The organism is Streptomyces sp. NPDC007907, from assembly GCF_042959365.1.
Taxonomy (GTDB): Bacteria; Actinomycetota; Actinomycetes; order Streptomycetales; family Streptomycetaceae; genus Streptomyces; species Streptomyces indiaensis.
Window position 1 is genome coordinate 889,162 of record NZ_JBIBKR010000003.1, and the last position, 14,081, is coordinate 903,242.

Sequence of the window (14,081 nt, forward strand, 5' to 3'; positions counted from 1 at the left end):
GTGGGTTCCGTCGGTGTGGGGGGCTACAGCGCTCTCAGGCCCTCGATCACCTCGCGCAGGATGCGTTCGTCGGGCAGCTGTGCCGGGGGTACGGGTCGGCTGACGGTGACGCAGCCGAGTTCCAGGAGGTCACCGAGGAGGACCCTGACCACACCGAGCGGGAGGTCCGCGCCCGCGGCGAGTTCGGCCACCGACTGGGTCTCCGGGCGGCAGAGGTCGAGGAGGTTGCGGTGTTCCGGGCCGAGCGGGGCGTCGTCCACCGCGGGCGCCCCGGGGTCGAGGGTGACCAGGGCGATCAGGTCGAACCGTACGCCGCTGGGCCCGGGCCGGGTACGTCCGCCCGTCATGGCGTAGGGGCGGACGAGCGGGCCTGCCTCGTTGTCGTACCAGTGGCTGCCCTCCTCGGCGGCGCCCTCTTCGGACGGGGTGCCCGTCATGTCCTCGGTCATCTGCACGGACCGTTCTCCCGGTTCATCCGGCGGCGGGCGGCCGTGCGGCCGCGCGGGGAGCGGTACCGAGGTGCTCACCGACGCGTTTGACCAGGCGTGCCATCTCGTAGGCCACGAGGCCGATGTCGGCCGTGACCGCGGTGAGGAGGGCGAGGCAGGAGCCGTCGCCCGCGGCGGCGACGAACAGGAAGCCCTCGTCCATCTCCACCATCGTCTGGCGCACTCCGCCGACGCCGAAGTGCCGCCCCGCCCCCTTGGCGAGGCTGTGGAAGCCCGAGGCGACCGCGGCGAGGTGCTCGGCGTCCTCGCGGCGCAGCCCGGTCGAGGCGCCGATGGCGAGGCCGTCGTTGGACAGCACCACGGCGTGCCGGATGTCGCTCGCGCGGAGCACCAGATCGTCCAGCAGCCAGTCGAGTTCGCCGGATCGCGCGGCGGACTGGGTGCTCGGGTCCTGGATCATGCGGGGTCTCCTTCGCTGCTGTCCCTGCCCGTAGCGGGGCCGGAGGTGGTGCCACGGCCGGGTTGCCTGCCGCCGCCGCGTGCCCAGCCGTCGCGGTAGGCGGCCATGCGGTCCCTGACCAGTTCGGGCGTTCGCTCGTGGTCCCGGGGGGCCGGTGCCGGGGGTCGGTCCTCGGGGCGCTGGGCGCGCAGTTGGGGAGCGAGGCTGGCCTGACGTACACGGCGCGGCAGGTCGTCGGAGTCTTCGGGCTGCTGCGGTGGGCGGTGCAGTCGCAAGGTGGCGACTCCTGGGGGCGGGGTATGGCTCGGGGTCTCCAGGTGACGTGGGCTGTCCGCGTGACCTGGGCTGTCGGCGTGAGTGGTGGTGCCCGCGTGCCGAGACGTCTGCGCGCGGCACACGTTCTCGTTCCCGTGATCGGAATCGGTCTCGGTATCCGTCTCGGTGACGGTCGGTACGGGGGCCACGAGGGCACGCCGGTCGCCTCGGGCGGGGACGGCGTCCTGAGCCGTGGAGTCGCCGGGAACGGACGCGTAGGCGCGTTCCTCGGGCCGCCGCGCGGACTCCCCCGCTTCGGAAGCTCGTTGTGCCGTGCCCGTGTGGAGCAGCGCGGTGGGCAGCAGGACGACCGCGGTGGTGCCGCCGTACGGGGAGGTCCGAAGGTGGACCTTGACCTCGTGCCGGGCGGCGAGCCGGCTGACGACGAACAGGCCGAGCCGGTCGCTGTCGAACAGGTCGAGCGCCTCCGACTGGGCGATGCGGCGGTTGGCCTCGGCGAGAGTCTCCTTGCCCATGCCGAGGCCGCGGTCCTCGACCTCCACGGCGTAGCCGTTGCCGACGGGTTCACCGGTGACGCGCACACGCGTGTGGGGCGGGGAGAACTGGGCGGCGTTCTCGATGATCTCGGCCAGCAGGTGGGTGAGGTCGGCGACGGCGGCTCCGACGACGGCTGCCTCGGGGAGTTGCCGCACCTCCACGCGCGCGTAGTCCTCCACTTCGGATACGGCGGCGCGGACCACGTTCGTCAAGGAGACCGGCATGCGCCAGGCCCTGCCGGGGGCTGCACCGGACAGGATGATCAGACTCTCCGCGTGGCGGCGCATGCGGGTGGTGAGGTGGTCGAGGCGGAAGAGGTCGCTCAGTTCGTTCGGGTCGTCCGAGCGGCGTTCCATGCTGTCGAGGAGGGCCAGCTGCCGGTGGACGAGGATCTGGCTGCGGCGGGCGAGGTTGACGAAGACGCCGGAGATGCCGCTGGCGAGTTCGGCGCGTTCCACGGCGGCCCGCAGCGCCGCGCGGTGCACCGTGGTGAGGGCCTCGGCGACCTGTCCGGTCTCGTCGTCCGCGGGCGCTCCCGGCGGGGCCTCGGCGTGGATGTCGATCTCGTCGCCGGCGCGCAGCCTGCGCATGGCGTCGGGCAGTTTGCGCCGTGCGATCTCCAGGGCGCTGTTGCGCAGCCCCTCCAGTTCCACCACGAGGCCGCGTCCGATGCGCACGGAGATGACGAGCGAGGCTGCGACGGCGGCGAGGCCGAGCAGGAGGGCGGCTCCGGCCGGGGTGAGCAGTCCCCGGGTGAACGGGTCGGCCCGTTCCGCGACCCCGCGTGCCGCGTTGACCTCGATGCTGCGCATGCCGTTCTGCACGCGCGCGTGCGCCGTGGTCCAGGTGTCTTCGGATACTGCTTCGACCGCCTTCGCGCCCGGCCCGCGGCCGAGGATCCCTTCCTCGGCGTCGCCCAGGCGGGCGTAGGCGCTGCTGTCCGCGAGGTTCTCCCACGCGGAGCGTTCGGTGCCGCTCAGGTCCGCGACGGCCGATGCGGTGAGGGTGCGGCGCAGCTCGACGGCGCCGGTGAAGAGCCGCAGCCGCTCGCCGGTCAGGACGCCGTCCAGGCGGGCGCTCGCCAGCACCGCGTCCTCCTGGGCCAGTGCCTCGCCCGCGCGGGACAGTTCGAGCCGCACACGGGCGTCGGAGCCGAGGTCGGCGTCGCGAATGCCGGTGAGGGCACCTCCGACACCGAAAGCGGACGAGATGGTCCGGGTGTAGCGGTCGTACGTCTCGGCCCAGCCCGCGCGTCGGTCCTTCACCGCGGTGCGCAGCGGCCGCAGTTGCTCGGTACCGGAGACGAACGTCCTCAGCCGTTGGGCGACCGCGGGGGGCAGTTCCCCGCCGTCGGCGACGGTGGTGCCGTTGCCGAGCCGCAGTGCCGCGACGGCCCGGTCGGTGCGCCGGGCGAGTTCGTCCAGTTCGTCGGTGCGGGCGGCGGACGGGTCGGTGGCGTGGCGTACGGCGGCCGTGCGTTCCGTCTGGAGTGCGGCGACGGCGGCGGAGACGGGAGCCCGGACCGTGGCGTCGACGCGCTGGACCTGTCGCAGCCGGGAGATGTCCTGGGCGGTGGTGACGGTGGCGTAGCCCCACAGGGCCAGCAGGGAGACGACCGGCACCATCAGCAGACAGACGATCTTGGCGCGTACGGTGCGGGGGCGTATGTGCCATCGTTCCGCGCGCGCGGGCGCTCCGTCCGGTGCGGCGTCCGACGGCGCGTCGGGGCCCTCGTCGGCCGGTGGTCCGGCGTGCGCGCGGCGTCCGCGCACGGGCGGGGACGCCGCGTCGGCGCCGGCTGTGGGGGTCCTACGGGATGTGCGCATGGACTCCTCGCTCGGGAGTGGGTCGGAGGACTGAGGGCAGGGCCGGCGTCCCGGCCGACCGTCCCGGCGGGGACGTGTGGGGCTCGAGCGCGCAACGCGACGGGTCCGCGTGGCCGGGGCGCGGCTAGGGCGCGGCGCTCCGTACCGGTCGCTGCGCCGACGCGGACGCCGCCCGCTCGCCCGCCGTCGGCGACAGCGCGACGAAGGCCGAGGTCAGGAAGAGGTAGGAGCCGAGGCCTACGGCGAGGGGGAAGATGAACTGCATCGCCGTCGCCCCGGGCAGGACGTCCCCGGTGGGCGTCACGTGCACGCCCACCGCGAACATTCCGGTGTAGTGCATGCTGCTGACGGCGGCACCCATGATCAGTGAGGCGATGGTGACCGCCACCGGCGACTTGATGTTCAGGGCCGCCCACAGGGCCGCCGTGGCGGCGACGACGGCGATCAGCACGGAGAGCGCGACGAGCAGCGGGTCGTAGGTCACGTCCCCGTGCAGCCGGACGGCCGCCATGCCCAGGTAGTGCATGCTCGCGACTCCGAGGCCGGTGGTGAGACCGCCGACGAGCAGGGCGCGGCCACGGTCCTTGCCGTAGCCGACGGCGAAGACGCCGGCGCAGACGACGACCATGGCGACGAGCAGGCTCAGGAGGGTGAGCGGCACGTCGTAGCGGATGTCGGTGCCGGTGACACCGAAGCCGAGCATGGCCACGAAGTGCATGGTCCAGATGCCGGAGCCGATGGCCGAGGCGGCGGTGACGAGCCAGTTGCGGCGCGAGCGCCCGGTGGTGGCGAGCGCGCGGACGGTGCAGCGCAGACCGAGCGCGGCGCCTATGCAGGCCATCACGTACGACAGTGCGGGGGTCAGCCACCCCAGGGCTGCGTGGTCCAGGTGTCCCATGGCCCCGGGACGGTAGACCCGGCCGGGGCGCGTGAAGGGCGCACAGTTCGAAAGCTTCTGGAATATGACTTAAGGGGACACCGGAACGATCGGGTCACGCTCGAACGTGTGCACAGAGACGTCCTCCGTGGTGAAGCGTCATCCGCGCCGGTGCGGAATCATGCGGTACATGAGCGACGAGCAGACGCGTGTCCAGGAGTTCTTCACCGCCCGCGCCGCCGACTGGGACAGCCGCTTCCCCGACGACGGTCCGGCCTACGCGGCCGCCGTCGCCGAGCTCGGACTGCGCGCGGGCGACCGGGTGCTCGACGCCGGGTGCGGCACCGGACGTGCGCTGCCGCCGCTGCGAGCCGCCGTGGGTGCCTCGGGAGTGGTCCTCGGGGCCGACCTGACGCCGGCCATGCTGCGGGAGGCCGTACGGGCCGGACGGGACCGTGAGGGACAGTTGCTGCTCACGGATGTCGCCGCGCTGCCCCTGCGCTCGGGGTCGCTGGACGCCGTGTTCGGCGCGGGCCTGATCTCGCATCTCGGGAGCCCGGCTGAGGACCTGCGGGAGCTGGCACGCGTGGTGCGCCCCGGTGGGGTGCTGGCGCTGTTCCACCCGATCGGCAGGGCGGCGCTCGCGGCGCGGCACGGCCGGGCGCTCACCCCCGACGACCTGCGCGCCGAGCCCAACCTCCGCCCTCTGCTCGCCGGTTCGGGCTGGCGCCTGACGTCGTACGCCGACGAGGACTCCCGTTTCGTGGCACTCGCCGTGCGCGAGGACTGAACCGGACATCGGCCTGATACCGGCGTCAGCCCGCCTTCTGTGTCAGCCCACCCTCTGTGTCAGCGCGCCTCGGCGTCCGGAGCGGCGTGCCGTACGGGACAGCCCCGGATGCCGGGAACCGGGCGGGTGCCCAGGTCGGCGATCCGGTAGCCGTACGGATAGCTCTTGATCTCCCGGTTCTGGCGGGCGAAGTGCGGGGCGCGCCGGGGCGGCAGGAGGCGGACGACGCGCCCTCGGAGCCGGACGGCGCGCCGCACCCACGCGCGCGTCGCGGCGCTGGGCGGGGTGTAGCGGAAGGCGTGCAGCAGGGAGTCGTCGAGCAGGGCCAGGGTCGTGGTGCGCAGGAAGGGAGCGAGCGGGGCGGGGTACCAGGAGGCCATCAGCGCGAGCGTGGCGTCCGAGACGCGGCGGGCTTCCTCGTCCCAGGCGAAGTGGGCGGCCTCGTAGGAGTCGAGGCAGCTCTCGAACTCCTCGTAGGTCTCGGGGATGTCCTTGATGCCCATGTGCCGGCCCAGCGTGCGGTAGTGGACGACGGAGGCGACGGTCTCGTGCCGGGACATCCTGCGCCAGCCGTAGGCGTCGATCCACCGCTTGGGCATCACGACGAACGTGCACAGCACGTAGCGCATGTCGTCGTCGCTGATGTCGTAGCTGCGGTGCATCCGGTTGATGCGACGGATCGCCGTCCTGCCCGGATCGCTGCCGAATCCGTGCTCGACGATGGTGTCCAGGAGCAGCGCCGTGTCGTCGTAGCGCTTCTGCGTCCGGTCCGTGAGCTCCGCAGTGCGCGCGAGCAGCCGGCCGATGGCCGGTACGGCGTACGTGCGGTACAGAGCCAGCTCCAGGGCACGGGTGAAGTCCCACGGGAACTCGTACGCCACGCTGAGCCGGTAGATCTCCGTGGCCTCCTCGTACGGGTCCATCCGCCGGATCTGTTCGAGCCGTGAGAAGCGCCTCACCGTGCTGTCCCCCTTCTGCCACAGGTTCTTCAACTTTACGTTGGTGACGACGAGATGAACGACCGGGCACGGCCGGCACAGGGGGAAGGTGGTCAGCATGTGGGGCAGGTTCCGCAAAGCGGGGGGAAGGGTCGCCGATGTCTTGCGCACGGAGCCGAAATCGGGCGGGGAGAAGCGCCCGCACAATCTCTTCGAGGCGGCGGCGACCTACGTCACGGCCTGTACGGAGGACGATCAGGAGCGGGCCGAGGAGGCGGCCGGCTGGGTGTCGCCGGAGGCGCTGTCGTTCGGCGTGAACGAGTTGGCCTGCCGGGCCGTGATCGCGCTGGCCCGTGAGCGCGGCCGGTCGCCGGAGGCCGTGGCCCGCGACCTGCTGGGGCTGCCGGCGGCGTGATGGGCACGTCGCGGACGGCCGATTCGCCCCGTCCGCCGGAAAACTGCAGCTCCGAGTGCACGGGCGAGGCCGTGACAAGGGGCTGGTGGGCGCAATAGGGTGCGCGCCGGTGGACGAACCGATGGGGAGGCTGGGATGGCCGGGACGGACGAGGAAGCCGTCGCCGCCGCGGACGATGCGCTCTATGTGCTCACGGCGGTGCTGCTGACACCGGCGAAGTTCCCGAGTGTGCTGGGCGACGACTACCCCGAGGCCTGTGCGGCGCTCGGTCTCGCGCCGCTCGCCGACGGGTACGGGCTGGTGCTCGGCCAGGACGGCGAGGGTGCCCGGTGGACGGTGGCCATCGACGACGTCTCGCTGGTGGCTGTCGCGATCGCCTCCTGGGACTGCGGCATGGAGTACGAGCTGTCGCCCGACGAGCGCACGGTCGTCGCGGCCCTGCCCGGGTGGCCTCTCGCGGTCGCCGTCGCGGCCCCCGGGGTGCCCGCGCCGCACGATCCGGGTCCGGAGGCCGACGACCGGCCCCCGCTGGCCCCGCCGGACACCAGTGTCTGGGGTCCGGCCCAGAGGCGTCTGGGGGCGGACGAGATCGCGCTCCAGTGGGCGACGTGGCGGGAGCAGGTCGACGACTCGGAGTTCCCGGCGCCCGCCTCCTCGGAGGCCTCCGCGTCTGCGGCGGACGGAGGCAAGACGGCCGACGCCTCGGACGGACGCAGCGCAGCCGACGCCTCGGACGGCCCCAGCGCGGCCGACGGCCCGGACGGACGCGCCGCGACCGAGGGCCCGCAGGGGCGCGAAGCATCCGACGGTCCCGACAGCCCCGCAGCGACCGCGCCGCAGGGTGGCCACAGCGGCATCCGGCGCGTCCTCGCCGAGGTCCGCGCGTACATCGACTCGCCGCCGCCGCTGGGCCGGGTCCGGTCGTCCTTCGCGCCGGGTGACGCCCGGACCCTGCGGGCCGACGGTCCGGGCTGGTCACTCGTCGCACGGACCGACGACATCGCCTTCGTGCTGCTCGACGAGGAGCCCGGCGAGGTCCTGCCCGTGGGCAGGGGGCCGGAGCTGCCGGGTCTCCTCGAGGCACTGGACAAGATGGCCGTACGGCCGAACTGAGCCGGTGCCGCCGGGCCCGTCGCGGTGCCCGGCCGGGCCGTGGGAAACCGGCGGCTGCTCAGCGGCCGAGTTCCTTGCGGGTGGCGCGGCGCAGCCGGCGCCGCTGTGAGGGGTCCAGCGTGAGGTACGCGGCGGCCGGGACGCCCAGGATGATCAGGAGCGATGCCCACCAGGGCAGCCAGATCAGCAGGATGAGCCCGACCGCCACACCGCCCGCGGCGATCTTGGCGTTGTTCGACATGACTGTCGCCTCCTTCGCGGCCACTGCCGCTCTCTGTCTCGAAAACGGACCCGCGTTCACGGCGGTTCCGGACCGCGACCCTGAGACATCCCTGAGGTGCGCCCCCGACGCATCCCTGAGACCTCTATGGTGACCCAGCTCACAGGTCAGCCATACCCATGCGCGCCGGAAGTGCTGTACTCTCGGCGACTCCGCGCACACTAGTCAAATTTGAGGACTCAGTCATAGCCGAGCATCCGAATCCCCCGGCTCCTTCCTCCGACGACTCCGAACTGGCCCTGTGCCACACCGTTTTCCTGCCCGGCGACCCCGCACGCACCGGCAGCGTCGCCTTCTGGCGGCCCGACGGCGCCGCTCCCGCGACGGTGGCGTCCGCGTCCGTGACGGACCTGACCGTCGTCGTGCCCCGCGACGGCGGGGTCGAGATAACGCGTCTGCCCGCCGTCCTGGTTCCGGTGCGCACGGCCCTGCCGGTCCTCACGCGCGCGCGTGTCGAGGGACGCGGGCACCGGTCCACCGTCTTCTGGGGCGCCGCGGCCCTGCACGCCCTGCAGCTCACCGCACGCGGACTGCTGCTGCCGGGGCTGTCACCGGCGGACCACGACGCCTGGCGCACGGGTCCGCTGCGCGCCCGGGACACCGAGGCCGTGCGCGGCCTCGCCGCCGCGATGCCGCCCGAGGCGCACGCCGTGCCCCTGCGGGGCGCCGGGCCGCTGCGACTGCCCGGCCCGGAGCAGCTCCTGCGCGCGTTCCTCGACGCGGTCGCCGACTGTCTGCCCCGCTCCCCCGCCGCGCCGCTGGTGACGGGCGGCCCCGCCTACGCCTCGCTCGAACCGGTGCGGCTGCCCGAGCAGCGCGCCTGGGCCGCCGACGTCGCCGCGGGCCACGACGCGGGCGTGCGGCTGTCGCTGCGGATCGAGGCAGAGGGCCTCACCGACGCGGCGGAGGACGACACGGGCGTGACGTTCCGAGCCGTGCCGCAGGTGCACAGCGTCAGCGATCCGGCGCTGGTCGCGGACGCCGCAGACGTCTGGGCAGGGACCCTGGGCGAGGCCTTCGGCCCCCGCGCGCGGATGGACGCGCTGCTCGCCCTGCGCCGTGCGGCCCGGGCCTGGGCCCCACTCACGCCCCTGCTGTCGGCGGCCGTGCCGGACGCGGCCGAACTCGCCGACGAGGAGGTCACCGACCTCCTCGGAACGGGCGCACGCGCGCTGAGCGCAGCCGGCGTCGACGTGCACTGGCCGAAGGGCCTGTCCCGTGAGCTCAGCACACACGCGGAGGTGGGGCCCTACGACGTGGGGCCCCACGACGGCGCGTCCGACGGCGAGCCGGCCTCCGGTGCGGCCCTCGCGGCCATGCCGTCGTTCCTGTCCGCCGACGCGCTGCTCTCCTTCACGTGGTCGTTCGCCCTGGGTGGCAGGCGACTGGACCGTGAGGAGCTGGACCGTCTCGCCGAGGCGAAGCGCCCGATCGTGCGGCTGCGCGACCAGTGGGTCCTGATCGACCCTCAGGAGGCGCGTCTGGCCGGCTCTCGGCAGGACGGCAAGGTGACCCCGGTGGACGCCCTGGGCGCCGCCCTGACGGGGTGTGTGGAGGTGGAGGGCCGCCGGGTCGAGGTACGCCCCACGGGATGGCTGGCGGAGCTGCGGGAACGGCTCGCGCGTCCCGAGGGGCAGCAGCCCGTCGAGCAGCCGGCCGCGCTGACCGCCACCCTGCGGGACTACCAGCGGCGGGGCCTCAACTGGCTCGCGAGTATGACGTCGATGGGTCTGGGCTGCTGTCTCGCCGACGACATGGGACTCGGCAAGACGATCACGCTGATCGCCCTCCACCTGCACCGGCAGGCCGACGCACGGTCCGCCGGGCCCACCCTGGTGGTCTGCCCGACGTCCCTGATGGGCAACTGGCAACGAGAGATCGAACGGTTCGCACCCGGCACCCCGGTGCGGCGCTTCCACGGGACCCGGCGCAGTCTGGAGAACCTGGCGGACGGGGAGTTCGTGCTCACCACGTACGGCACGATGCGCCTGGACGCGTCCCGGCTGGCCGGCGCCCCCTGGGGCCTGCTCGTCGCGGACGAGGCCCAGCACGTGAAGAACCCGTACTCCTCGACCGCGCGGGAGCTGCGCTCCATCGGCGCACGCGCGCGTGTGGCGCTCACCGGCACCCCCGTGGAGAACAACCTGTCGGAGCTGTGGGCGATCCTCGACTGGGCGACTCCGGGCCTGCTGGGCCGGCTCGGCGCCTTCCGCCGACGGTACGCGGAGGCCGTCGAGGGGCGTCAGGACCCGGCCGCGGCCGACCGCCTGGCCCAGCTCGTGCGGCCGTTCCTGCTGCGCCGCCGCAAGTCGGACCCCGGGATCGCGCCCGAGCTGCCGCCGAAGACCGAGACCGATCATGCCGTGTCCCTCACCCAGGAGCAGACTGCTCTGTACGAAGCGGTGGTGCGCGAGGCGCTCGCGGAGATCTCCGGCGCCGGCCCCATGGCCCGACGGGGCCTGATCGTGAAACTGCTGACCGGACTCAAACAGATCTGCAACCACCCGGCGCAGTACCTCAAGGAGCAGCGCCCCCTGATCACCGGGCGCTCCGGCAAACTCGAGCTGCTGGACGAGTTGCTCGACACGATCCTCGCCGAGGAGGCGGGCGTGCTGGTCTTCACCCAGTACGTGCAGATGGCCCGCCTCCTCGAACGGCATCTCGCCGCCCGCGGCACGCCCTCGCAGTTCCTGCACGGCGGGACGCCCGTCGCCGAGCGGGAGGCCATGGTGCGGCGCTTCCAGGACGGCGACGTTCCGGTGTTCCTGTTGTCGTTGAAGGCGGCGGGCACCGGGCTGAACCTCACCCGTGCCGAGCACGTCGTGCACTACGACCGGTGGTGGAACCCGGCCGTCGAGGCGCAGGCCACCGACCGTGCGTACCGCATCGGCCAGACCCGGCCCGTGCAGGTGCACCGGATCATCGCGGAGGGAACCATCGAGGACCGCATCGCCGAACTGCTGCTGCGCAAGCGGGAACTGGCCGATTCGGTGCTGGGCGCGGGCGAGGCGGCGCTCACGGAACTGACGGACGCGGAACTGGCGGATCTGGTCGAACTGCGAGGGGACCTGCGATGACTCGGCACGAGAGCGAGACGGAACGCACCTTCGCCGCCCTGCCGCCCGCGCACGGGCGGGGTTTCGCGCAGACCTGGTGGGGTCAGGCGTGGCTGACGGCCCTGGAAGGCACGGCGCTGGACTCGGCGCAGCTCAAGACGGGCCGCCGGCTCGCCCGCGCCGGTGCGGTGGGCGCGGTGTCGGTGCGCCCGGGGCGGCTCACGGCCGTCGTGCAGGACCGCGACCGCACGGCGCACCGGGCCGACGTGCTGCTGGAGGAGCTCTCGCCCGAACAGTGGGGGCGTTTCCTGGACATGGCGGCCGAGCGGGCCGGTCATGTGGCGGCGCTGCTGGACCGGGAGATGCCGCCGCACCTGGTGGAGGACGCGGCGGAGGCGGGCGTCCACCTGCTGCCCGGCCTGGGTGATCTGGAGCCGGAGTGCGACTGCGAGGCCTGGGACCACTGCGGGCACACGGCGGCCCTCTGTTACCAGGTGGCGCGACTGCTGGACCAGGACCCGTTCCTGCTGTTGCTGATGCGGGGACGCGCCGAGGACACGGTGCTGGACGACCTCCAGACGCGCAGTGGTGCGTCCGCCGCACAGGCGTCGGCGCCGGAGGGGGTGGACGCGGCCGAGGCGTACGCGACCGGTGACATCCTCCCGCCGTTGCCGCCCCTGCCCGGACTGCCCGACGCGCCGGGGGTGCCGCCGTCCCTGGACACCGGGACGCCGCCCGCCCCGGGGGTCGACCCGGCCGCGCTGGAGTTCCTGGCCGCGCGGACGGCCGTACTGGCACACGGGCTGCTCGGGGAGGCCCTCGACGGCGGCTTCCGCGCGGAGTCGCCGCCCGCGCACGACGCGGTACGGCTGGCCGCGGGCGATCCGGGGCGGGACGTGGCCGACCGGCTCGCCGAGGGGTCGGGACGTGGCCGGGAAGGGCTGGCGACGGCCGTCCGCGCCTGGCGTCACGGCGGCACGGCCGCGCTGTCCGTCCTGGACGAGGAGTGGAGGGTGGGAGGCGAAGCGCTCGCACGCGCGCGTGCCTCCCTGGACTCGGCCTGGGACAGCGACGAGAGGCCCGATCTGCGGGCGCGGGGCAACCGCTGGACGCTCGTCGGCGCGCCGGTGCAGCTGCGCCTCGGGCGGGACGGCCGCTGGTGGCCCTACCGCAAGGAGGGCGGCCGGTGGCAACCCGCCGGGGGAGCCGCCCACGACCCGGCCACGGCCCTGGCCTCGGTGACGGCCCCCGCTTCGGCGGAATCCGCCCCGACGGAGGGGGAGTCAGCGTAGGGAGGAGGGCCTCGTAAGGAAGCCACGGTCGCCTCGCCGGAGACGGCCTCAGGGCAGCAGCTCCCCGGGGTCCAGGGACGGGACGAGCGATTCGAGGCCGCTCGGCAAGCCACTCGGCAGACCGCTCGGCAGCCGGGTCGGGAAGCCCGACGGCAGCGCGGTCGGCAGCTCGCTGGGCAGCTCCGTGGGGATGCCGAAGGACGGCGCGGGTGTGCGCTTCGTGCTGTCGCCGGACGGCTCCTCGTCCGACGCACCACCCCTGTCCGAGGCCATGAGCACCACGAGCGACACGGCTGCCGCGGCCACGAGCACGGCGAGCAGGAAGAACAGCGGGTTCCGGCGCCGGGGTGGTCCGGGCGGGTGGGGCGGTACGGGCGGCAGGGCCATACCGAACAGAGTCGCCGCGAACCGCCCGGCCCGGGAGGGGCGCACGGAAGCTGATACCGGCCCAGGGCGCGGATCGCACGATTCCGTAGCACGACGGGCCCTTCGGCCGGCCGGAGCGGCCGGCCGAGGGGCTCGCACGCGCGTGGGTCAGCCGCGTGCCCCCAGCAGGTGATCCATGGCCAGCTGGTCCAGGCGCTCGAACGCCATGCCGCGCGCGGCAGCCGCCTGCACGTCGAACGACTCGAACGCCGACCGGTCGGCGAGCAGCGCCTGGAGGCCGTCCGCGGCGGTGGGCTGGGCCAGCTCGTCCAGTCGGGCCGCGCGCAGCGCCTCCTGCACCTCGGGATCGGCGCGGAAGGCGGCGGCGCGCTCCTTGAGGACGAGGTAGTTGCGCATGCAGCCGGCCGCCGAGGCCCAGACGCCGTCGAGGTCCTCGGTGCGCGGCGGCTTGAAGTCGAAGTGGCGCGGTCCGCTGTAACCGGCCGACTCCAGCAGGTCGACGAGCCAGAACGCGGCGCGCAGGTCTCCGGCGCCGAAGCGCAGGTCCTGGTCGTACTTGATGCCGGACTGGCCGTTGAGGTCGATGTGGAACAGCTTGCCCGCCCACAGGGCCTGGGCGATGCCGTGCGGGAAGTTCAGCCCGGCCATCTGCTCGTGGCCCACCTCGGGGTTCACGCCGTACAGCTCCGGGCGCTCCAGGCGCTCGATGAACGCCAGGGCGTGGCCGACGGTCGGCAGCAGGATGTCGCCGCGCGGCTCGTTCGGCTTGGGCTCGATCGCGAAACGCAGGTCGTAGCCCTGGGAGGTGACGTACTCACCGAGCAGGTCGAAGGCCTCCTTCATCCGGTCCAGGGCGGCGCGGACGTCCTTGGCGGCGCCCGACTCGGCGCCCTCGCGGCCGCCCCAGGCCACGTAGACCTCGGCGCCGAGCTCGACGGCGAGGTCGATGTTGCGGATGGTCTTGCGCAGCGCGTAGCGGCGCACGTCGCGGTCGTTCGCGGTGAACGCGCCGTCCTTGAAAACCGGGTGCGTGAAGAGGTTGGTCGTGGCCATGGGGACCTTCATGCCCGTGGCGTCCAGCGCCTGCCGGAAGCGCTTGATGTGGTTCTCGCGCTCGGTGTCGCTCGAGCCGAACGGGATCAGGTCGTCGTCGTGGAAGGTGACGCCGTGGGCGCCCAGCTCGGCCAGGCGCTGCACCGTCTCGACCGGGTCGAGGGCACGCCGCGTGGCGTCGCCGAAGGGATCCCGTCCCTGCCAGCCGACGGTCCACAGGCCGAAGGTGAACCTGTCCTCGGGGGTGGGCTGGAAGCTCATGCCGCGGCTCCTTGCTCGCTGAGGCTATTTCGTCATGCCGATTTACAAATTAGTATGCGGGCACCTCTCTG

13 protein-coding genes are annotated in these 14,081 nt (G+C 73.4%); 5 read left to right on the forward strand and 8 right to left on the reverse strand.

All coding sequences use genetic code 11. From position 1 onward, the window contains the following. Positions 1 to 23: 23 nt before the first annotated feature. The 4 genes from ACFZDI_RS15465 to ACFZDI_RS15480 all read right to left on the reverse strand — a co-directional run bounded on the left by ACFZDI_RS15465 (position 24) and on the right by ACFZDI_RS15480 (position 4,446). The gene (locus tag ACFZDI_RS15465) at positions 24 to 449 is read right to left on the reverse strand and encodes a DUF742 domain-containing protein (protein ID WP_234749644.1); all 426 of its coding nucleotides are present in this window, start codon (positions 447 to 449) and stop codon (positions 24 to 26) included. A gap of 22 nt (positions 450 to 471) precedes the next feature. Continuing rightward, on the reverse strand, positions 472 to 909 hold the full coding sequence (locus ACFZDI_RS15470) for a roadblock/LC7 domain-containing protein (RefSeq protein WP_234749515.1): 438 nt from the start codon (positions 907 to 909) through the stop codon (positions 472 to 474). Continuing rightward, positions 906 to 3,548 (reverse strand): nitrate- and nitrite sensing domain-containing protein, encoded by a 2,643-nt coding sequence (locus ACFZDI_RS15475; RefSeq protein ID WP_391250847.1) that lies wholly within the window; start codon positions 3,546 to 3,548, stop codon positions 906 to 908. Before ACFZDI_RS15475 ends, ACFZDI_RS15470 begins: the two co-directional genes overlap by 4 nt. Before the next feature lie 124 nt (positions 3,549 to 3,672). Next, entirely contained in the window at positions 3,673 to 4,446 is a 774-nt protein-coding gene (locus tag ACFZDI_RS15480; RefSeq protein ID WP_234749510.1) for an MHYT domain-containing protein, read from the reverse strand. Between the two features lie 169 nt (positions 4,447 to 4,615). Here ACFZDI_RS15480 and ACFZDI_RS15485 point away from each other — a divergent pair, with 169 nt between their 5' ends. Further along, entirely contained in the window at positions 4,616 to 5,215 is a 600-nt protein-coding gene (locus ACFZDI_RS15485) for a methyltransferase domain-containing protein (protein WP_391250849.1), read from the forward strand. Positions 5,216 to 5,274: 59 nt separating this feature from the next. On the opposite strand, the gene ACFZDI_RS15490 is transcribed toward ACFZDI_RS15485, so the two are convergent. Next, complete coding sequence (locus ACFZDI_RS15490; protein ID WP_391251133.1) at positions 5,275 to 6,174, reverse strand: oxygenase MpaB family protein; 900 nt, start codon at positions 6,172 to 6,174, stop codon at positions 5,275 to 5,277. A gap of 97 nt (positions 6,175 to 6,271) precedes the next feature. Between ACFZDI_RS15490 and ACFZDI_RS15495 the strand changes: the two genes are divergently transcribed. After that, the gene (locus ACFZDI_RS15495) at positions 6,272 to 6,568 is read left to right on the forward strand and encodes a hypothetical protein (RefSeq protein WP_391250851.1); all 297 of its coding nucleotides are present in this window, start codon (positions 6,272 to 6,274) and stop codon (positions 6,566 to 6,568) included. 135 nt (positions 6,569 to 6,703) lie between these two features. Further along, positions 6,704 to 7,681, forward strand: coding sequence for a hypothetical protein (locus ACFZDI_RS15500; RefSeq protein ID WP_234749502.1), 978 nt, complete (start codon positions 6,704 to 6,706; stop codon positions 7,679 to 7,681). 58 nt (positions 7,682 to 7,739) lie between these two features. On the opposite strand, the gene ACFZDI_RS15505 is transcribed toward ACFZDI_RS15500, so the two are convergent. Beyond that, positions 7,740 to 7,922: a hypothetical protein gene (locus tag ACFZDI_RS15505; protein WP_234749500.1), complete on the reverse strand. Its 183-nt coding sequence runs from the start codon at positions 7,920 to 7,922 to the stop codon at positions 7,740 to 7,742. Between the two features lie 158 nt (positions 7,923 to 8,080). Between ACFZDI_RS15505 and ACFZDI_RS15510 the strand changes: the two genes are divergently transcribed. Next, positions 8,081 to 11,038 (forward strand): SNF2-related protein, encoded by a 2,958-nt coding sequence (locus ACFZDI_RS15510; RefSeq protein WP_391250854.1) that lies wholly within the window; start codon positions 8,081 to 8,083, stop codon positions 11,036 to 11,038. Further along, complete coding sequence (locus ACFZDI_RS15515) at positions 11,035 to 12,309, forward strand: SWF or SNF family helicase (protein ID WP_391250856.1); 1,275 nt, start codon at positions 11,035 to 11,037, stop codon at positions 12,307 to 12,309. Before ACFZDI_RS15510 ends, ACFZDI_RS15515 begins: the two co-directional genes overlap by 4 nt. Positions 12,310 to 12,357: 48 nt before the next feature. On the opposite strand, the gene ACFZDI_RS15520 is transcribed toward ACFZDI_RS15515, so the two are convergent. Both ACFZDI_RS15520 and xylA read right to left on the reverse strand, forming a co-directional pair. Continuing rightward, positions 12,358 to 12,696 (reverse strand): hypothetical protein, encoded by a 339-nt coding sequence (locus ACFZDI_RS15520; RefSeq protein ID WP_391250858.1) that lies wholly within the window; start codon positions 12,694 to 12,696, stop codon positions 12,358 to 12,360. 147 nt (positions 12,697 to 12,843) lie between these two features. After that, a complete protein-coding gene (gene xylA / locus ACFZDI_RS15525; protein WP_361113872.1) occupies positions 12,844 to 14,010 on the reverse strand; it encodes a xylose isomerase in 1,167 nt (388 codons plus the stop codon). Positions 14,011 to 14,081 lie beyond the last annotated feature (71 nt).